Annotated in this window: 19 protein-coding genes; 12 read left to right on the top strand and 7 right to left on the bottom strand. The window is 64.7% G+C overall.

The features are described 5' to 3' along the window. Positions 1 to 64: 64 nt before the first annotated feature. Entirely contained in the window at positions 65 to 400 is a 336-nt protein-coding gene (locus ACWGQ1_RS11230; protein WP_452312985.1) for a hypothetical protein, read from the bottom strand. Here ACWGQ1_RS11230 and ACWGQ1_RS11225 point away from each other — a divergent pair. Continuing rightward, positions 392 to 739 carry a hypothetical protein gene (locus tag ACWGQ1_RS11225; protein ID WP_452312984.1) on the top strand — a complete coding sequence of 116 codons (348 nt, stop codon included), beginning with the start codon at positions 392 to 394 and terminating at the stop codon, positions 737 to 739. The two genes, ACWGQ1_RS11230 and ACWGQ1_RS11225, sit on opposite strands and share 9 nt — an antisense overlap. A gap of 143 nt (positions 740 to 882) precedes the next feature. On the opposite strand, the gene ACWGQ1_RS11220 is transcribed toward ACWGQ1_RS11225, so the two are convergent. From ACWGQ1_RS11220 to ACWGQ1_RS11210, 3 genes are all read right to left on the bottom strand, one after another. After that, the gene (locus ACWGQ1_RS11220; protein ID WP_452312983.1) at positions 883 to 1212 is read right to left on the bottom strand and encodes a hypothetical protein; all 330 of its coding nucleotides are present in this window, start codon (positions 1210 to 1212) and stop codon (positions 883 to 885) included. A 417-nt stretch (positions 1213 to 1629) separates the two neighbouring features. Next, positions 1630 to 1845 (bottom strand): hypothetical protein, encoded by a 216-nt coding sequence (locus ACWGQ1_RS11215; RefSeq protein WP_452312982.1) that lies wholly within the window; start codon positions 1843 to 1845, stop codon positions 1630 to 1632. Between the two features lies 1 nt (position 1846). Then, positions 1847 to 2392 (bottom strand): hypothetical protein, encoded by a 546-nt coding sequence (locus ACWGQ1_RS11210; RefSeq protein ID WP_452312981.1) that lies wholly within the window; start codon positions 2390 to 2392, stop codon positions 1847 to 1849. 87 nt (positions 2393 to 2479) lie between these two features. On the opposite strand from ACWGQ1_RS11210, the gene ACWGQ1_RS11205 reads away from it, so the two are divergent. Further along, positions 2480 to 3007, top strand: coding sequence for a hypothetical protein (locus ACWGQ1_RS11205; RefSeq protein ID WP_452312980.1), 528 nt, complete (start codon positions 2480 to 2482; stop codon positions 3005 to 3007). A 1-nt stretch (position 3008) separates the two neighbouring features. Further along, the gene (locus ACWGQ1_RS11200; RefSeq protein WP_452312979.1) at positions 3009 to 4265 is read left to right on the top strand and encodes a hypothetical protein; all 1257 of its coding nucleotides are present in this window, start codon (positions 3009 to 3011) and stop codon (positions 4263 to 4265) included. Positions 4266 to 4313: 48 nt separating this feature from the next. On the opposite strand, the gene ACWGQ1_RS11195 is transcribed toward ACWGQ1_RS11200, so the two are convergent. Continuing rightward, the gene (locus ACWGQ1_RS11195; RefSeq protein ID WP_452312978.1) at positions 4314 to 5333 is read right to left on the bottom strand and encodes a DUF4236 domain-containing protein; all 1020 of its coding nucleotides are present in this window, start codon (positions 5331 to 5333) and stop codon (positions 4314 to 4316) included. A gap of 337 nt (positions 5334 to 5670) precedes the next feature. On the opposite strand from ACWGQ1_RS11195, the gene ACWGQ1_RS11190 reads away from it, so the two are divergent. Then, positions 5671 to 6564, top strand: coding sequence for a hypothetical protein (locus ACWGQ1_RS11190; protein WP_452312977.1), 894 nt, complete (start codon positions 5671 to 5673; stop codon positions 6562 to 6564). A 447-nt stretch (positions 6565 to 7011) separates the two neighbouring features. Here ACWGQ1_RS11190 and ACWGQ1_RS11185 read toward each other — a convergent pair whose 3' ends face one another. Next, positions 7012 to 7722, bottom strand: coding sequence for a DUF6338 family protein (locus ACWGQ1_RS11185; RefSeq protein WP_452312976.1), 711 nt, complete (start codon positions 7720 to 7722; stop codon positions 7012 to 7014). A gap of 220 nt (positions 7723 to 7942) precedes the next feature. On the opposite strand from ACWGQ1_RS11185, the gene ACWGQ1_RS11180 reads away from it, so the two are divergent. The 8 genes from ACWGQ1_RS11180 to ACWGQ1_RS11145 all read left to right on the top strand — a co-directional run bounded on the left by ACWGQ1_RS11180 (position 7943) and on the right by ACWGQ1_RS11145 (position 17453). Beyond that, a complete protein-coding gene (locus ACWGQ1_RS11180; RefSeq protein WP_452312975.1) occupies positions 7943 to 8362 on the top strand; it encodes a hypothetical protein in 420 nt (139 codons plus the stop codon). A gap of 10 nt (positions 8363 to 8372) precedes the next feature. Next, entirely contained in the window at positions 8373 to 11069 is a 2697-nt protein-coding gene (locus ACWGQ1_RS11175) for a phosphoribosyltransferase-like protein (RefSeq protein ID WP_452312974.1), read from the top strand. A gap of 322 nt (positions 11070 to 11391) precedes the next feature. Further along, a complete protein-coding gene (locus ACWGQ1_RS11170; protein WP_452312973.1) occupies positions 11392 to 13170 on the top strand; it encodes an RNA-guided endonuclease TnpB family protein in 1779 nt (592 codons plus the stop codon). Positions 13171 to 13615: 445 nt separating this feature from the next. Then, positions 13616 to 13903: a lactococcin 972 family bacteriocin gene (locus tag ACWGQ1_RS11165; protein WP_452312972.1), complete on the top strand. Its 288-nt coding sequence runs from the start codon at positions 13616 to 13618 to the stop codon at positions 13901 to 13903. Positions 13904 to 14117: 214 nt separating this feature from the next. Then, positions 14118 to 14738, top strand: a complete 621-nt coding sequence (locus tag ACWGQ1_RS11160) for a hypothetical protein (RefSeq protein ID WP_452312971.1) — start codon at positions 14118 to 14120, stop codon at positions 14736 to 14738. A gap of 20 nt (positions 14739 to 14758) precedes the next feature. Next, positions 14759 to 15775, top strand: a complete 1017-nt coding sequence (locus ACWGQ1_RS11155) for a hypothetical protein (RefSeq protein ID WP_136033267.1) — start codon at positions 14759 to 14761, stop codon at positions 15773 to 15775. Continuing rightward, positions 15766 to 16386, top strand: a complete 621-nt coding sequence (locus ACWGQ1_RS11150; protein WP_136033269.1) for an ATP-binding cassette domain-containing protein — start codon at positions 15766 to 15768, stop codon at positions 16384 to 16386. The genes ACWGQ1_RS11155 and ACWGQ1_RS11150 overlap by 10 nt, the downstream gene beginning before the upstream one ends. After that, positions 16383 to 17453 (top strand): hypothetical protein, encoded by a 1071-nt coding sequence (locus ACWGQ1_RS11145; protein WP_136035618.1) that lies wholly within the window; start codon positions 16383 to 16385, stop codon positions 17451 to 17453. Before ACWGQ1_RS11150 ends, ACWGQ1_RS11145 begins: the two co-directional genes overlap by 4 nt. 286 nt (positions 17454 to 17739) lie before the next feature. Here ACWGQ1_RS11145 and ACWGQ1_RS11140 read toward each other — a convergent pair whose 3' ends face one another. After that, positions 17740 to 18447: an FtsX-like permease family protein gene (locus ACWGQ1_RS11140; RefSeq protein WP_452312970.1), complete on the bottom strand. Its 708-nt coding sequence runs from the start codon at positions 18445 to 18447 to the stop codon at positions 17740 to 17742. Between the last annotated feature and the right edge of the window lie 158 nt (positions 18448 to 18605).

The raw sequence follows: 18605 nt of genomic DNA, 5'->3' as shown, positions 1-18605 counted from the left end.
ACGGCGAATAGCCCCTAAAGGGGCTGGCTGGTCGAGCTGTTCCGTTGCTTACGAGTGATGCCAACTATGCCGGAGGAGCGAGCGCTCCGACGGTCGCCGGCCGCGCGTTGGGGACGTCCGCCATCGTGAACTTCTTGCGCGACTTTCGACGCTTCTTCTCGAGTGGCGTGCATTCCTCACGGATGGCGCGCACAATCACGCGGAGGTTGTAGGCGACAGCCTGGAGAGCGGTGGCGATGGAGTGATAGGCCTCACCGCGTCCGGGGCGCTTGTCGGCCGACTCCAGGTCCGTGAATCGAGTGTGCTTGATGGACCGGTTCACCGACTCGACCTGGTTGCGCTGCCCGTAGACGGCCTTCCACTCCTTGGTTCCCCACGGGTGGCGCTGCAGATGGCGCACGACATCGGGGTGCGGGTGGATGGTGACCGAGCCGCGGAGGGTGTTCTTCGACGGGTGGCCGTCGAAGGTGGGGAATCCATCCTGGCGACCGTGACAAGCGTCGAGATCGCGCCCCAGGAGGCGGGCTCGGACCCTCGCCAGAACGCCGAGAACGTTGCCCCCACGTACTTTGCCGTCGTCTTGCCCGCGGACGATAGTGCGGTCAATGCCGAGCTGGTCGGGCGTCCGGCTACCGTGGTGCTGCAGAAGGAGCCGCTCGCACGTGACGCACTCCTCGTACCGCTGTCCGCTGTTTTGGTCGAGAAGGCCCAGCGGCTGTACTCGCGGGTCTCTGCCTAGCGACCCTGAGTTCGTTCCTGGGCGCTGCCCGGGCCGCGAGGGTGAGTCCGCTGACTGCGCTGCGCGGGTAGGAAGAAACGCAGACGGTTCGGCCGGACAACCTGAACGCCGTGGTCATCGTGCACGTAGCCAGATCAGACGCATTACATAAGAGCAGGGTTGTGGTCACACTCGCACTTGCAGAGGCGAGAGGCGTCATCGACGCCCACGTCGAGCTCCCCCAGACATGCGCGGTGGAAGGCGAAAGCACACTCCACGCATCTATGGATTCCGTCGGCGGCGAGGAGGCGCGTGGCCGCTGCCATGTCGATGTCGAGGTCCTCCGCAATGCGGTCCACCTCCCATCCATAGCGGTCGAAGAGGAGCTGGGCGATACGTGCCTGCCCGGACCGGGTTGTACGTGCAGTCCGGCGGACGGCGCCGGCGATCTCGGTCGCTCCTGCCGTGCGGTGGTTAGGCTGGGTGTCGCTCATCGGGGGCCTCCTCAGGTCCAGTGGGTGATGGAGCGGCTCCCGTGATTGCAGTCCCGGAGCCGCTCCTCTTTTGTATCCGCCTCATCCGTCATCGACGGCGGTTCCACTGTGTACCTCTTCCACGCCGGCGGCAACGCCGCCTGTGGATAACTATGTGCAGAACGTGGGGATAACTGGCACGAATCCGTGGATAGCTCCCACGAGACGCGGGAAAACGCAGCGACAGCACGTTCAATCGACCCGTGAAGGTGTGGAGAGTCTGGGGAAACCGAGGTCCCGTTTCTCTTGAGTCGGCGTCGTAGTTGGCGTCGTCGAAGTTGTTGCCGATGTCCGCACCGATCCACGCACGGCGTTCGAGAGGGTCCACCGACCACCCCACGTCGCCGCGACGGGCGAAGGGTTACCGGGAATCGTGTACTACTCGCCAGATTCCTGGAGGCGCGCGCGACGGTTCTGCGCCGAGTCGATGTCTTCCGCGAGGACGCGGTGGACACGGGGCTGACCGCTCGCGGTGAGACCTTCGGAGAGCATGTCCTGCGTAGTCTGTGCGGCGTACAGGTAGCCCCCGGAGGAGTCAGACGAGTCCATCGAACCTGCCCAGTCGGCGTCGGGGTCGAAGTCGGGATGTCCCATGTCAGGCTCCAAGCAGTTCTGCGGTGAACACAACGGTCAGTGAGAGTGATGCCGCGCCCAGGCAGATGAACCCGATCCAGACCCAGATCGCCTGCTGTCGAAGACCGTCTTCGCGGGCAGCGAGAATGGTGGCCTTCTCTTCCGCGAGAGCGGGGGCAATCATTTCGACCGAGGAGGTCGAATTGATGTATTTGTCGGCGATTCGTCGCGCCGGAAGTCCAGCCCGCCGCCCGGGACGCAGCGCAACGGCAGCGCAGATGAGCGCGAGGCACGCCAGGGAGAGCGCGACGATCCCGAACCATACCAAGTGTCCCCAGACCTGCGCAGTGACTGCGGCGATGATGACACCTGCAGACACGGCGAGGAACGACGCCTTCGTCGCCATGCTCTGCGTCCGTTCGGCAGCGTCCACACCCAGCCTGTCGAGCTCATCGTGGACCATGCGAATCCGGTCGTAGTTCTGCTTCCGCAGCCGTGTCTCTTCGGTCGGCTTGGCGGGCGCGCCCGCCGGCGTCGCTACGTCCGCAGCACGGTTTTTCTCCCCCATACTTCTGATACTAGGGGACCCTGCCGACATCCCATCTGGCGCTGTCGGAGCTCGCAGCTACGGTGGAGAAGACGAACGGAGATCCTCATGTACGCCACCTGGAACACCTCGCTCGCTGATGAGGACCGAAGGACCGCGGACGATCTGCACGACTGGCTGTGGAGCAACGTCCGCATGCAGGCCGTCGTCGGCTCCACCGACCAGATCCCCGCGTGGTACGGCCGGTTGCTGTCGAGCATCACTTTGCTTACGACAGGCGATGAGGTCATCGCCGTGTTCAGCTCAACCACCGGAGAGTCAGGGCCAGTGTCCGTCGACGTCGTCACCGGCCGGAGAATCATCCGGGCGGTGACGGACTCGCGCCTTGGTCAAGAAGAGCTCAGCGTTCGTGCTGTACCGCGAAGCCGCATCGTGGAGGTCGGGGCGACGGAAGCCGGTCGGCTGTTCTCGCCCTCCCGCGCTACCTGGCCGGCAGTCGTAGAGATCAGCGTGGGCATCGGTGGGGAACAGGAGCACATCGTGTTGCCGTCACCGTCCGGTTCTACCCGGACACCCGACATGGGGCACTTGCTCCGAGAGCTACTCTCGGATCTCGACTCCGCTGCTCGAGTGTGACGTGCACGATTTCTGGGATTCACCAGAGGGCCAGTCCGCCCGCTTCCACCATCGACGAGCTGAGGCGTTGGACATCACTCTCGCGCTGGAGCCTCCGACTAAGAAGACCCGGAAAGGCACCAAGGAGAAGGCCCGTGCTGCGCTCGCATCCGCGTTCGACACCGATGTTCGGGCCCGATGGGCACGGAGGCTGACATCCTGGCCGAAACCCCGAGCGGCCATCGCCTTGGACATCGTGCTGTTCAGCTCGGCTCGCAACGGGGCTCGCGTTGACAGCATCTGTAAGTGGCTGCTCGACGAACTGGCGGGTCATGTCTATGCGGATGACCGTCAGGTGAAGCTGTTGTACGCCGCCGCCGCGCGAGCATCCGCGCCCCAGCGTCGAACAACCATCGCCGCGCCGGGCGAAGAGGTCTTCGAGAGCCTCTGGGGCAGGTCGAAATCATCAGCAGCGGCGAGAGAACCCACGCTGCACATCACGGCCCAGACGAGGGCCAACGTCCTCAAAGACCTGCGCGCGGCTGCTGAACTCGATGAGCGGTGGGATCCTTTCGATGACGAGCACGGTGTGCATCACCGCGACCCGCTCGAGGTTGGATGGGAGATCGACGAGCTCCTCGACTACCGGTCGCGATTCGACGAAGAGACAAACGAGGATCAACGTCAAAGACAGCTCATCACGAATCGCATCGACTACCAGAACCAAGCTCAGCAGCAGCACCTGGTGGACCTGGTCTTCTCATCTCTGCTGACAGACCTGCCCGTAGACCGGTTCGGCATCTGGAGTCGAGTACGCAGTCGCCTCAGCTACACGCCCTACCTGTTCGACCTCGGCGTGCTCCCCACACACGGAGGCGGCCAAGACTTTCGCCAACAGCTGCGCGCGCTTCTCCACGAGCGGCGTGCGAGCTACCCCAGCTTGTTCCCCATGCGTGCTCGAAGCGGCATCTCGATGATCCTGTTCGAAGAGCAGCACGGCGGGAAAGACCTCGACAACCTGATCCGCACAGCACTGCCAGACATCCTCGAGATCCTCCGCCCCCAGCAGCACGACCTTCCCGGATGGATCGCCGACGACGTGGCATCGGCAGATTCAGACCCGGACATTCCCTTTATCGAAGTTGCGGCATACCCCGCACACCTCACCGACATGCCAGCAGGATCCGTCATCTTCGGGTTGTCGTCGGCGGATCGCTTCGGCAGTTGGTGGAGCCGCGCCACCGACCACCTGGGGCGGGAGCTGGACCAACGATGGTGAGCGGTCCCGGCGAGCTCTGAGACGAGGCCTGCGTGCGAGACTTCGCGACTAGCCGACTGCTTCGAGGAGCTCGTCCAGCCCGGGGTATGACGCGTCGTCGGCGAGAACACGCTCGTAATCCTTGCGGGCCATCGACTTCTTGCCCTCCGCGAGATATGTCTGGCCACGCGCGACCAGGGCGAGATGGCGCAGTTCGGATTGGCGTGAACGGACTCGCAGCGCCTCCTTCAACGCCTCCCGTGACGCCTCGAAGTACCCGAGTTCGCGGAGCGCGGTGCCGCGCTGGATGAGAAGGAACGTCGAGGCGGCGTCTTCGTTATGGAGACCGTTGGTGACGTCCACGATGTCTGCCCACCTCCCCGCGTCAGCGTAGAGTTCGGCGAGCGAGACAGCAGCGACGGTCGTCGGCTCCAACATCTCGACGACAGCGATGGCCCGATCCAGCTCCCCGGCTGCTTGCTCGAGCTCGGCCACGAACAGCCCCATCGCCTGGCGATCCCACCGCATCTCGGCCGTGATGCCGGTAGCGATAGGTATGCGGATCTCGGGTGCTTCGAGGTACTTGACGATGAAAGGGTCGGTGGACGGGTCATATCCGATGTCGAAGAGCCACCCCAGGAGGGTTCGGCCGCGCTCACCGTCGGATGCTGGCCCGACAACACGGAGGACCTCGACCATCGCCGCCGTGGGCGCCACCGTCGGGTTCTGCTGACCGATGGCGTGGATCGCCGTGGCGTCGGGGGCACCCTGGATCAATTTGAACAGCTGCTTCTCCCATGCAGGAGCCGTGAGCCCGGGCTTGACCTTCTTCGGCTTCGGCTGTCGAACCGGCTGCGGCTGCTGCTTCGGACGCGGTGTCGACCGCGCGCTCGATGTCGACCGCGTGCTCGATGTCGAGGTGTGAGAGATGCCCGTTCCCGGGATACCCACGGTGCGAGTAGTTCGCCCGTTCGTGTTGACACTGACGCGTGCTCCGCGCACTCCTGCCGACAGGCCAATGTTCTTGTTCGAGACGTTCAAGCGCACCCCGGGTGCGATCTTGATGGATTTCCGGACTTTGAACCCCATGGGCTGCCTCACTGACTGGGTCGAGCAACTGACGTCAGCAGCACGATATCGCCTTGGCGTAGACGCCGCGGTGCATATCGTTAACCGAAAGTGCAGAATCTGAGACAAGAGCGCCCGCTCCACACGGTCACGCGTCATGCAAATGGGAGTGTTCATGAACGATGTCGCGCGCACGCGCGATGGCACAATGAGGAGCCCTGATGCCTGAACGACGCACGTACCCGACGGCCATCACGGTCAATGGTGCCGAGAACCAGGAGCTTTCTCAGCTGGCAGGCGCAGTCGCGCGACCACTAGCCCATCGCTGCAGCTTTCATTCAGATCACGGAGACATTCGATGACGGACAACCATGAACCGCGGGGAGGCACTCAGGTCTCGGCCGTACTGAGAACACTGTTCAGTACCCAGAAGATCTCGGTGACGGAGACGGACAAACACATTGCCAAGGTCGCGGACGCGTGGCAGGTGGTCGGGAGCAACGCGCAGATCGCTGAACTGCACGCCACGCTGAATGGAGTGCAAGAGGGACGCGCCGTCGAGATCTTCGGCCGCGCCGCCTCAGCCGGCGAGCAGCTGGGGTTGGCGTTGACGCTCCGCCTCGACGCGCGCCGCTGGATGGAGAAAGCACACGACCAAGAGATCCATCTTCCTGTTCGTGCTCTCGCCGAGATGCAGGGCTACTACACTCTCGCGGCCGCCGCTGGACTCGCCAACGTCATCCTCCGGATGGGACTCCTGAACGACGACATCCGGACTCGGATCGAAGCGCGCTGGAGCAACAACAAGGGCTTTCATCCGTTCTCAGCCGACCGCAACGACTGGATCCAGTTCAGCGAGAAAGCATTCGCGACCGTCAAGGACTCCATCGACGCCGCCGACGTTCCGGAGCTTCGAGCGTCGGCAGAAGCGCTTCTCCGTCTACGCAAGGACGCGCGGTGGATCGACCTGGATGCCCGGCGTGCCGAGGACTATCACCAGTGGCGTCCTCAGAGCGTCGCTGGAGGCGTTGCTGCGGAAAGCTTCTGGAGAGCACTCGCGGATGGCACACGTACCGCGACGTTCCCGCCCGCGGACTACGTCCTTCCGGACCTCACAGAGGTGTGCGCGGAAAGTGATGCAGCCCTGGAACTGCTCGCCGACACGGCCAACGAGGTTCTGGGTCGTTTCCCCGCTGCCCTACGAGAAGTGAAGCTTGATATCTATGAAGCGGGCACACAACTCAGCGTCTAGCGACTCGAGAGCGTCGGTGGGTGGGGAGGCCGCGCCTCATTCGTCTCGTCAAGCCCGTCGCCGAACGTTCCCCGACGTCATCGCGCGTGGAAGTTCGCCAGCGTTTCGGTGTGATGGCGCATCGACAGCTTTTTGACGTATCCGAGGCCCGGATAGTGCTGGTCTGTGTGCAACCGTCGAAACTCGTCGATGGCCGTGCTGTTGAAGGCCGCGCCCCGAACTGACCATCGCTCTTCGACGGACGCCGCGGCGGTATATGGTCCTTGACCACGATGACCTACTTGTCCGACGCGCCGGAATCGCCTGCCCCACCGGAAGGGCCGCTGGTCGGTGGCTTCACTGCAGGACTGGGCTTGCTGCCGTTGGTTGGCTTGGCTCCTTCACCCGCACGGCGGGGGGAACTGCCCTTGGAGAACGGCTCGGACTGGCGTCCCTTGTCGGTCATCGCTACTTCTCCTCTTTCTGCGCAGGTGCATCGATCCACTCCACAAGGCAATCATCGGTGATGGGCACCCACACTCCGAGCGAATCGCTGAGCGGTTCCAGGAACTCTCCCTGCGTGCTCATGCGCCACTGGTGCGCGACGAAGATATCGCGCTCGAACGGGTACGTGCTGACGTAGCCCTGCTCATCGAACCATCCGCCGACATACACACCTGTCGTCGTCTTCACGCGAACGAATCGCGGCGTCTCGGCGCCGTACCCCGCGAGGTCCCACGCGCGGGGCGTCCCCTGGTTGCGGTTGATGCGACGCAGCTTCCGAACGACGTTGCCGCCGACGTCGAGCTCTTTGACGACGCGAACCCAGCTCATGGCGGCCGCCACACCACCCGGGATCACCACGAGCAGGAGGACCACGACGAGCCCGATCCACCACGCGGGGGTGTCCCGCCACCCATCGTCGATCCAGTTCTCGAAGGAGCCGAGCGTCACCATCCCCGTCACCTCGCTGGCCAGGCCAAACGCGGCAAGGCCAAGGCCGACGTAAACGATGACGAAGATCGCGCTGACGTACAGCGCCTCCAGGATCCGAGCGCCCGCGCCATGATCCGGAGCTCGCCAACCCACGAACCACGTCCGCACGGTGACGAAGCTGATACCCGGCACGAGCATCGCGATGAAAATCAGCACTTGCGGGAGAGACTCGGGAACGTTCACAGCGTCAGGCTATCCGCCCTCGCGGACGCCAGTCCGGGGAGCGCGCCCTCCCCGGACGTCGACGAGCGCGGACCCGGGCCATCGCAACAGGCACGCACCTTCGGAGCGAATGTGGGTGCCGCAGGGTATGGTGTGGAGTATCCACCTGCTAACGGGCTTTCGCAGTCGTTGGCACGACGGTTTAGCGTCCCCGACCACAGACGCACTAGCGGAGGTAAGAATGGCTTCTGCGATCCTCGAAGCTCCGGCTCGGATCACATTGAACGACTTCATGACCGGGTTGCTGGCGGGTCTCGCCGCACACCGGGTGAAAGTCGTGTCCATTCGAGAGACCGAGTTCTACGCCGCCGTGGTGAAGACCTTCGAGGAACTCGAGCGAACGGTCGCAGGGACCAACGTCCGCCTCAGGTTCTGGTTGACACAGGACGACACGCACGGAGATGCACCTGAAGTGCGCGAAGGCATCACCAAGGCCGTACAGCGCGACCTCATCAGCTTGGACAACCCCACCTATCAACAGATGCGGTTGAAGATCGCCGAAGACGATGCCGAAGGCTATCTCGCGCGCGTCCCCGGCGGACCCGAGCTGTACATGAAACTCGCCGAGGTGTTCATGCGCGAGTACCGGGCATACAGCTAGAGCCCGCAGCGTGCAGGGGGACGAGACACCAGCGACGGCGCTGGAGAGGTACGAAGGCTGCATCAACGAGTTCACTGAACAGCTCCTTCGCGGTTATCTCAACGCGCTCGACGGGCCGAACGGCAGCCGTCAACCGAAGGAGTTCAACGACCCGGTCTGGGGCACCATCGCCCTCGAACCTCACGAAGTCGTGATCCTCGACAGTCCGCTGCTGCAGCGTCTGCGGCGGGTCAGACAGCTCGGTGTCGTGCACTTCGTGTACCCCGGCGCGAATCACAGCCGATTCGAACACAGCCTCGGCGTCTGCCACCAGGTCGGCCAGCTGGCAGGGTCCATCAACGCACACCACAACGACGTCGTCCTGCCGCCTGAGTGGCAGGACACTCTTCGCCTGGCAGGACTCTGCCATGACATCGGGCACGGTCTGATGTCCCACGTCGTCGAGAACGCGCTCGTCGATGACGACGAGACCTCCACGGTGCTGCTCGAGTTCAAGAAGTCGGTCAACAGGTCGTCTCCACCGCAACTGTCGGAGATGGCCGCGTACTACATGATGCGTAGCCCCGCCGTCCGCGAGCTGTTCACGAAAGCTTATGAACGCTCACCCCTGAAGAAGTTTCCGGATACGCAGCTCGACAACATCTCCCGGATGATTGTCGGCTTGAAGGTGGACGACCAGTTCCCCCTCATCCACGAGCTCATCAGCGGACCTTTCGACGCCGACAAACTCGACTACATGCCACGCGACGCGACCATGTGCGGAGTGCCGGTCGTCACCGACGTCGTGAGGCTGATCCAGAAGATTCGGTCGCTTCCCGTGAGTTCCGACAAGCTCCCCGAGGACATCCACGGCGTGAAGACCCTCCCCACCGGCCACGTCATCACGGGCGTCGCTCGATCTGGGGCGAGCGCGTTAGATGAGGTGTCCCTCAGCCGAAGCCTCATGTTCGACAAGATCTACCGCCACCACAAGGTGCGCTCTGCAGAAGCGATGATTGCGTCCGTCATCGAGAGCGTGGGTCCCCTCCTGGCGGAGTGGGCGCCGATGCTCCCCCTGCGACTCAACGACGAGGCGTTCCTGGACCTCGACCGAACTGTCCTCGCCGAGCGGAACCGCGCCGCCGGCGAGCCGGTGACTGATGACGACCTGGATTCCGCGGCTGAGATTCTTGACCGACTTCGCCACCGGCAGCTGTTCGCGCGCGCTTTCGCTTTCGCCCAGACCATGCCGTTCGATGCCTATCGGAACGACGCGTCCGCGCGCCAAGCGAATGAGGCGTTTATCCGCGAGCTGTCCGACCAGCCGGCGCACCGGGACGCTTTCATCGAAGAAGTCGTCGCTCAGGTGCACGTCATCGCTCAGAAGCTCGACCGCACCGCTCATGTGACCGAGCTCCCCGGAGAGCTCCGCAAGTACATCCGGGTGGATCCACCCACCAGTTCCGGTCGCGGGTCAGAGTCAGATCAGAGCCGCGCGTTCCTCATCGAAGATAAGCGAGTCTTCAAGTTCGAGAAGGTGCGGGCAGAATCACGCGGCCTGACCGACGCCTACATCAACACCAAAGATGTCGGTTTCGTGTTCGCCCCGCGCGGGATCATGGATATGGTTCATGTCGCTGCCGAAGTCAGCGCCCGAAAGCTCTACAAGGTCCGCGTGCCCCAGGAAATGCGTGCCTACGCCAAACTAGGCGGCGACGAGATGCACGATATCCGTCGTCGTCTGGAAGCAGCCGGTTACTACAACGATCTGCCTCGGGATCTCCGTCCAGAGCCCGAATACCTGGACCTCGCGGAAACGCACTCCGATATCCGGACCGTGATGGCCCAGCTGCAGGGGTACATGGGACCGTCGCAGCAGGACACGTCGTCGCTGCTGAACGAGCAGCGGATCCGCGACTGGTTGGTCCAGTTCCCCGACCATCTCGCTCCGCTGGCGTTGAAGGTGGCCGGCGGAGTGAAGATGCTCTCCCGCGACGACGCCAACAGTGCGTTGACGGAATTCGTGAACGCGCATGAAGAGTTCAAGGACGCGCACGTGGTGCCGCTGGGAGAGCCGAAGGACGGGTCTTCGGTGCACACATACCATCTGGGCGATTCGGCTTCCGAGCTCGGCCTGACACTGTCGTCCATGTCGGACGCGCTCCTGACCAGCAAACCCATCATCCTCGTCGACGACCTCATCGGGCTCGGAGCCTCGGCCATCAGCATCTTCGAATCGCTCCTCGAAGCAGCGCCTACACAGAACCTTGATGAGCAGCGTGCGGGAGCGCTCCGAGAAGACGCGCAGCATGCGCTACGGGCACGACCCGTCGCTGTCGTCGCGTCCGTGGGTTTCACCGAAGGAGTCGCTAACCTGCGTGAGCGGATGCGCGAGCTGGGGTTCAAGAACGCCATCGTCGACGTGATGCTCGACGCGAGCACGCTTCCCACCGTCGACTCGGTCCTGGATAGCGCAGGCACCTCTTCGAGCCTGAAGGACGAGTTCCTCGAAGAATGCCGGCGGATCGGTGACGCAGTGCTCAACGATGGCGAGGAACGCCACGATGCCCAGTGGCGGGCCGAGAGGGCCCTGGGCTACGGCAACCACAAGACTCTCGTCGTCAGCTCGTACAACACCCCCACGATCTGCCTCACGGCATTGTGGGCGAAGGGCGCGGTCGACGGTGTCGAATGGCGTCCACTGCTCCCGCGCCGCAAGAAGAAGTAGCGGCCGTCAGCGTTCTTCTCAGCTGAAGCTGCTCGTCGACCGGACGAGACTACAGACGTCGAGTTACCTCGTGCACCTCAGTCTCACCGTCGTACGACCATGTCATCGTCAGCAGCCCACCACCGGGTTGCGTAGGCCCGCCGCTGATTGGACGCAAGGTATGCCGCGCGGTCAAGCGGAGAGGCGCCGAGCTATATGTCATGCCGACCTCGTTCGAGGTTGCCAAGCGCTGGGACGGGGAAGCGAAGATGTCCACTCACTACGCCTAACCCTGGGGTTCGTCTTTCGCGGGATGGTGACTGCGGCCGCGTACATGGTCACCATGGCCATCGAGACCGCGCATGAAGAGGGCGTGACCCTCCCTGAACTGCCCGATGGCTACGAGCATGGCACCACCCGTGCCTATGCCCACTGTCGTCCGAAGTGCGCCGACTGCCGGGCTGCCAACACCGCCGCGGCGGCTGCACGTCGCGCCAAGCGACTGGCCGAGGGCATGCCTGGCGCCGCGCACGGGACACCCAGTGGCTACACGTTCTGGAACTGCCGGTGCAGGCGCTGCAACAAGGTCGCGCGGGCGCGGTCGAAGACCCGTCCGCGCACGCCGCGAGTGAAGCCGGACCTCGCCGTCATGCCGGACGAGGATCACGGCACCCGCCGCGGCTATGGCTACTGGGACTGCGCGTGCGCCCCATGCCGTTTGGCGGGGACCCGGATGCGGGCGGACGCGCGCGCCAGAAAGCGCGCTGAGCACGACGGTCCTGTCGAGGTCCGCCGCTACAGCTACCAGATCCATCCGGAACCTGAGGCGATGGACAGCCTTCGGCGCGTGTTCGGATCGTGCCGCTTCGTATACAACTCGTACATCGCCCTCGCCCGCGAGCAGCACGCCACCGGCGGCAAGCACCCGTCCGGCTACGACGCGGCGAAGACGCTCGTCACCGAAGCCCGGCGGAACCCCGACACCGCGTGGCTCGCAGAGGTGTCGCACACCGCGCTCACCGCCGCCGTTCACGACGCCGCGGACGCCTACCAGCGCTTCTTCGACTCCGCAGCCAGCAAGATCAAGGGGCGAAGAGTCGGATACCCCAAGTTCAAGTCACGCCGCACCGCACGCAAGTCCGCCCGGTTCTCCGAGAATGCCTTCGCGATCCGTGGCGGATGGCAGAACACCGGGCGGGGTGGCGGTCGCCTCCACCTTGCGAACATCAGCCAGGACATCGCCGTCAACTGGCATCGTCCCCTGCCCGGTTACTCCAGTGCTGTGACCGTGCGCGAAGACCCCGACGGCAAGTTCTGGGTGTCGTTCATCGTCCGCGTTCCGGTCGAACGCCCGAAGCAGCCGACCCGCGGACCTCGCGCAGCCGGCATTGACGTCGGCCTGAACGACTACGCCGCCATCACCTACTCCGACGGCACCCGCGAGAAGATCGCTAACCCACGTCACTACCGCCAGGCCGAAGACGGTCTTCGACGTGCGGACAAGAACCTCTCCCGGAAGACTCCCGGGAGTAACAACTACGTGAAGGCGAAGCGGGTGCGAGCTCGTGCACATCGTCGCGTAGCGAACCTTCGTGAGAACCATGCCCGTCAGCTCGCCTCGAAGCTCAGCCGTGAGAACCAAACGGTCGTCATCGAGACACTGAACATCGCCGGCATGGCACGCACGAACATGGCCAAAAGCATCAACGATGCCGGCTGGGGCCAGTTCCTCCGGTTCCTTGAGGAGGCATGCACCCGCAAGGGCGTCACCCTCGTCAAGGCACCGCGGTTCTACGCCTCGACACAGGTCTGCTCGATCTGCGGGATGAACGGTGGCAAGAAGCCACTGAACGTCCGCACCTGGCAGTGCCCCTGTGGCGTCACCCTGGACCGCGACTTCAATGCCGCGACCAACATCCTTGCCGCGGGGCCCGCGGTCTACGCCTGTGGACGAGACACAAGACTTCAGCTCGCTGAAGCAGTCCCGGATGAAGCAGGAAGCCACCGATCCGAGGGTCTTCCTCGCAGGCGGAAGCGTGCCCTTTCCGGGCGCGTGCAGGCAAGTTCAGATCCGCGGAAACTCAACGGTTTCCGGGGTGTCGTGGAAAACGGAGGTGCTTAGCGTGGAAAGCGCTGAAAACCCCCTTCTGCGAGCCCTACTCCCGACTGGGATCGCGGATTTCCTGAACCCCCCCACAGCGAGTGAGAGAGCCGGTCAGGCATTGTTCTTGACCGGCTCTTTCGACGTTCATGCGAGCTCATCGTGTCTTGTCGGGCGCGCCACCGACATGGATCCGGTGTGCAACAAGGTTGGTAAGGAACTCGTCGAAGCACCCAAGAAGGGGCCAGCGACGCCGACCGCGGGAGACACCAATCCTGGGAGAGTCAACACACGAGGCGGGAAGCTGACCCACGCGAGAATTCGGCGTGGCCGTGCGGGACCGTTCTCTGACCGGGGGGTAAATCGCCATCCGTGTGTGATGACAGATTGGATTGTCTCGATGAAGAAGCGCACTGCATCCTTACTGGCAGGTCTGCTGGCAGTTGGCATCGTGGCCGGAGGAACTGTGTCCGCGAGCGCCCACGACCTGGGCTACGGCTGGGCCGCAAGCTCCAAGGTGGAAGGAGCGGCTGCGGGCGGAGGCAAGCACTGGTACGGCGTGCACGAGAACCTGAACGGGTCGAACCGTGGCAACGACAGCAGCTACTACCACGCCTCCAAGAAGCATCGGTCGAGCGTGAAGAACAGCACGGGTTCCATCGTTCGGTCTTCAGACCAGAACGGCGGAATCTGGGCCCGCGCATGGCAGCCCGGAACCGCGTCCGGCAACGAGGCGTACTGGTTCACGTACTGAGCTGACGCAGCCCGCCACGGTCTCTCAGCCCACCGCCACGACCGTGTCGTGTTCGCCGAACTCACAAGGATCGGACCGACGACATCCACGTCGGTCCGATCTGAACAGTCAGGTCGTCGCGTGAGACTCCTCGCGACTGCGATGTAGTGCGGGGGCCGTTCGGCGGCCACCTCAGAGCCGAAACCACGACCGGCGCCCAGTAAAGAGGTATGTGATGAGAATGAAGTCCCGCTCGCTTCGGCTCGTGATGACGGCGAGCGTGCTGATGGCGCTCATGACAGGGTGCGGGGCGGGAGAGGCACCCGACTCATCGAGTTCAACCGAGGCGGACAGCGCCGCAGGGATGCCGGTTTTTCAAGGAAGCTTCGCCGCCGAGTACCAAGAGGCGTGGAAGAAGAGCAACACAGACGACGTGAGGGCGATCCTCGAGGATGAGCAGATCACGGACCAGGAATGGTCGCAGGTACTGAAAAAGCTTGAGACGTGCCTCGACGACAACGGCATCTCCCTGACGGAGTACAAGGCCAACGGGAGCTACGAGGTGAACGCCGGTGGCATGGATGGCGAGATCGCCAATCAGAGAATGGGCGGGTGTGAAGAGGAAAGCGGCGAGGCCTGGGTCGGGTACCTCTATCGTTCCCAGACGTCCAACCCGGAGAACGTTCCCGCGACCCAGCTGCTCACCGAGTGCCTGATCCGCAACAAGGCTGTTCCCGCGTCCTACACGGAGGAGCAGTACCTCGAGGACGCCCCGAACCTGGCGTTCCCCTTCACCGATGAACACGGCTTCGCGATCTTCGAAGCGTGCAACGCGGACTTCTCCTTCAACAAATGAGAGGTTCCGTCTCCTCGAGCTTGACGATCGTCGGGTGCACGCTCGTCGTGGGCGCGGCGCTCGGCATCGGCCTGGCCTATTCGCTTCTGACCGCGAACACCCCGGGCACATTGAAGGGTGAGGACGAACTCTCCACCATCGCCGTGACGATGCAGGAGTTCGATGATCCGCGAAGCGTCGAACTCACGGCGGAGATCTTGCCGCCGATGAGTATCGCGGTGAACCGCCCCGGAACCGTGACGTCGTGGGCGTGTACCCGGGGGACGACCTTGAGCTCGGCAACGTCGTCTGTGGCGGTCGATGGCGTCAACCTGCTCAGCCTCTCGACCTCTGTACCCCTGTGGCGGGATCTCGTTCCCGGAGACAAAGGACAGGACGTGCGGGCGCTCGAAGAGGAACTCGTTCGTCTGGGGCAACCTGCCAACGTCGACTCCGCACTCTCGCGCGACGAGATGAGAACGCTGACCACGCTCGCGAAGACCGTCGGCGTCGAGCTCGACGGGGCTCTGACACGAGACCTCGTCGTCTGGCTCCCCTCTCCCGCCGTGACGGTGGAGAAATGCGACGCGCAGTTGAGTGGCTCCGTGGCGCCGGGCGGCTCACTCGCCACGGTCGACTCCGGGGTCGTCATCTCTGCGGTGTCGCTCCCCGAAGGCCGGCTTCCCGGCGCACGGTATCTGGATCTCCTCCCGGAGCCGGTAGCGCTGGGCGATGCGGGCGAACTGCCGCCCGAGGTGACCAGCGACGCCGTCCGCAACACCGATGCTTTCCGGGAAGCGGCAAGCGCATCCCCGGAGGCAACGTCGCTGACCCTCAAAGGCACGGTGGTTCTGCAGACACCTGTTCAGGTCGCGGCCATCCCCGCAACTGCTGTCATGACGGATTCCACGGGCTCCTCCTGCGTGTTCGTCGACAACGATCCGTTGGTCGTCACGGTGGTCGGGTCGGAATTCGGCAACTCCTTCGTCGTCTTCTCGGCAGACGAATCGCCCGCCTCGGTCGATGCGCAACCCGGCAAACGGCCGACATGCGGGTAGAGGTGTCGGACCTGGGACACGCGTACTCGCGTGATGCGTGGCTGTTCCGGGGGCTGTCGTACACGTTCACGCCGGGGCACATCTACGCGCTGACCGGTGCATCCGGGTCGGGGAAGAGCACGCTGATGGCGATCCTCGCGGGGTGGACCGCGCCAGCGGCCGGCCACGTGAGCATGGACGGCGTGGACTCGACCAGTTGGGTCTTCCAGAACCCCTACGGCGTGGCGAAACGAACCGCGATCGACCACGTCGCGTTCCCGTTCATCGCTTCCGGCATGCGCGCCGATGAGGCGGATGAGAGCGCCCTCGAGCTCCTCGGGCGATTCAACTTGCACGATGTCCGCGACAGACAGTTTCGCCACCTCTCGGGTGGCGAGGCGCAACGACTGATGCTGGCGCGGGCGGCCGCCTCCTCACCGGACCTTCTCCTCGTCGATGAACCGACCGCGCAGCTGGATCGCGCAACCGCCCATGTCGTAAACGCTGTCCTCTCGAACGTCGCGTCCTCCCGCACCATCGTCATCGTCGCAACACACGATGAGGAGACGCGGGATGCCTGCGACATCAACCTTGACCTCGCCCAGTACTCGCCGAGGGCCTTCGCCGAATGAGAGCACACGCGCTGCTTCGGGAGATCATCCGCAACCTCACCTCAGGCACGTCCCGCCTCGGGGCGCTGTTCTTTATCTCAACTCTGGCCCTGACCGTCGCCGTTCTCTCCGACGTCCTCACCATCTCGCGGACGGTGGACGACGCGATCGAGTATCGCGGCTCCGGCGCGGCCGTGATGACTCTGGCGCTCCCCGGACGTATCAACGGAGCATCCTGCGATGCGCTCGCCGACACCCCGAACGTTCTCGCCGCCGGCGCGATGCGCCCGGAAGGCAAGGTGACAGCCGGAACCCTACCTGGCGAGCCGCTCGACCTGTATACGACGACCCCTGCGTTCGCACGGGTACTTGGAGCGGAGGACGGCGGCTCTGGAGTCTATGTCAGCACGGATGTCGCCTCGAATCTCGGGTCGACTGCTCTGCCTCTGACGGCGGGCGCTCCCACGCCTGTCCGCGGCACCTACCCGTACCCGCCGGACGGTCGCCGCGCGGGCTTCGGCTGGGCGGTGCTGTCGCCGACCAGCGCAAGCGACGGGGCATTCGACGAGTGCTGGGTGCTGTCCTGGCCGCAACGGTCTGACCTCCGACAGCTGCTTCTCACCTCCGTCACGCCTGCGGCAGCTGGCGCCGCGGCCAGCGAGCAACCCATCGTCTCTCAGCTGAACACGAAGTACGGTCTCACGTTCGCTGGGTCCACCGAGTACGAGTCTCGGATCACCCGGTACGCGCCTTACCTTGCAGCGCTGGTCGGCTTCGTCTTGTCGGCCATGGCCGTCTGGTTCCGTCGCGTAGAGATCGCATCCAATCTGCACGCTGGCGCGAGCCGTGGAACTCTCTACCTTCAGCACCTCATCGAGAGCGTGGCCTGGTCGCTGCCCGCTGTCGCGGCGGCATGGATGGCGGGATTCCTTACGGCGACGATCACCGCGCCCACTGAGCTGCCCAGCCTGGCGCTCCGATCCGCGGAGATCGCGCTTTCCTTCTCCGTGGGCACGCTTACGGGAACGGCGTTCGGCTTCTTCCTGGTTCGTGAAGGGCGGCTCGGCCACTATGTGAAGGGCCGTTAGCCAGCGCGAACTCTTCATGCGGAACGCAACAAATGGTCCACTGCGCCGACCGGCTGACCTGAGAGGAGGCGGGGATGGACACACGCACCGTGGGCTTCATCGCCGCCGGGACCGCGCACCCCCTCATCCACGCGAGCCGCGACCTGTTCGACGAGGCCAATCGGGCGGGGCTGGGCGGACAGGACATGATCGCGGTGATCGCCGCCTTCGATGCGCGCGCGGGTGATGCAGCGGGCGACGCACCCGCGAACGCAACACTGAGAGCGTCGCGGACTCGGGCACACGCTCACGAGCGCAGGGCCGCGTTCGGAAGGACCGCCCCGGCTCGCACGGCCCCGGCGATCGCGCCCAGACAGGCGATCGCGACACCGCCGCCCAAGGCGAGGAGCGCGAGTCGCACGTCGAACACCGGCGTCCACTGCCGCGCCAGCGTGACGGCCAGGATCGCCGACATCCCCAGGACCACCCCCACCAGCCCGCCGAGCACGCCGAGCAGCATCGACTCCGCCACCAGCATCGCACTCACGTGCAGCCGTCTGGCCCCCAGCGCTCGCCGCAGTCCGATCTCCGCGCGCCGCTCCGCGACCGAGCTCACCGTCGCCAGCACGATCGACAGCACGCCGCCGACCAGTGCCACGGCCGTGAGCACCGCCAGACTCATGCCGACGCTGGCCTCCACCTTCTCGCGGGTCGCACTCGGCGCCGGCGGCTGCGACACGTCGAAGCGCTCCGGCCGGAACGCATCCAACGCCACCGGGGCCTCCGCCGCGACCTGGCCGGCAGCACCCGCGCGCGTCACGAGGTAGCCCGACACCGAGCCGACGGGGGGTGCCGCGTCGGCCGCCGCGAGGATCATCGCCTTGCCCAGCAGATCCGTGCGCCGTGGCGACGACGACACGACCCCGGCCACCACGAACGTCTCCCCGTCGATGCTCACGGTGGGCGCCCGCTCGACCGGGCCGAGGCCCAGGTTCGCCGCGAGGTGCGTGCCCACCAGCACCTCGCCGGGACCGAGGGCGTCCGCCCCCTCCGCCCAGTCGACCTCGAGCCGCAGCGGGGGGGAAGGGGGGACAGGGCTCCGTAAAAACCCCCCTCCTCCCCCCATCCCCGGATGACCCCCCCCCCCCCCATTTGTTTCCCGGTCTTTTCCCG

This window comes from Microbacterium sp. NPDC055599 (genome assembly GCF_053618975.1).
The sequence above is the reverse complement of the archived record's forward strand: the minus strand, read 5'-3'. Positions and strand labels throughout refer to the sequence as shown.